The organism is Bradyrhizobium sp. CCBAU 11434 (genome assembly GCF_028128895.1).
In the GTDB taxonomy this organism is placed as follows: Bacteria; Pseudomonadota; Alphaproteobacteria; order Rhizobiales; family Xanthobacteraceae; genus Bradyrhizobium; species Bradyrhizobium zhengyangense.
Genome location: NZ_LBJX01000028.1, coordinates 1 through 855, shown reverse-complemented (window position 1 = coordinate 855; position 855 = coordinate 1). Strand labels below are relative to the sequence as shown.

Genomic DNA, 855 nt, shown 5'->3' with positions numbered 1-855 from the left:
CCCGGAGGCGGCATTCACGCGAGGCAGGCCGGTGTCAGCCGAGACCTTTGCTGCCACCTCGTCCAGTTCGCGTCTGCGCAACGTGTCCAGGAGATCGCGCTGCAGGATGATGCGTTGGCCCTGCCGCCGCGCCAGACCCTGCTGGATCAGATGCTCGGTACGGGCTTCCATGGCGTTGCGGGTCTCGCGGCCGAACCCACCCGTGGCAAGCGGCATGGGGTCGCATTCGACCAGCCTGTGGTCGAGCCAGGTGGCCCCTTTTGCAGTGATCTGCCCACCGAGATCGAGATCGGAACGGGTCGCTAGCACCACGGTCGGTCGCGGATCGCCGGCTTGCCCCAAGCGTCGGACCTCGACGATGCCGCCGACCGGCGGTGCATGTTCGAAAGCCTGGAGCCCTCGAAATCGCACATGGTGCGCGCGTCCGTCCGTTCCGTCGATCAGGGCATAGGCCTCGCCGGTCAGTTCGTCATGCAGTCCCCGGTCGACCAGTCGTCCGACAAGCTGGGATGTGGGCTGGCCGCCCTCGATGACGAAATCAGCGACGCCGCGCGCTTCCCCACGCTCGGTAAAGGCGCGGTGCATGGTCTTGATGATGTCACCGCGCATACCGAGGTCGCGCAAGCTGCGCTCGGCCTCGAGCCCGACCATCCATTCCCCTGACGCGGCGGGTGCGGCAAGGCCCATCTTCTTCAGGTGCTGAAGGCGGCCGATCATCAGGCGCCGGATCTCTGAGTTGGGCATGCCAGGGTTTTCGGGGCGCAAATCGATGTAGCCGGTTTCGTCGGCTGCCAGCCGGATCTCGCGATCGAGCCGCGTCCATCGCTCCGCCGTGACTTCCTTCTCCAGCGAATT

General features: G+C 66.1%; 1 protein-coding gene. It reads right to left on the bottom strand.

Annotation, left to right across the window (positions count from 1 at the left end; genetic code table 11):
• Nucleotides 1–855, bottom strand: an 855-nt coding sequence (locus XI06_RS12880; RefSeq protein ID WP_271605477.1) for a DUF3363 domain-containing protein, incomplete at both ends; no start/stop codon positions are given.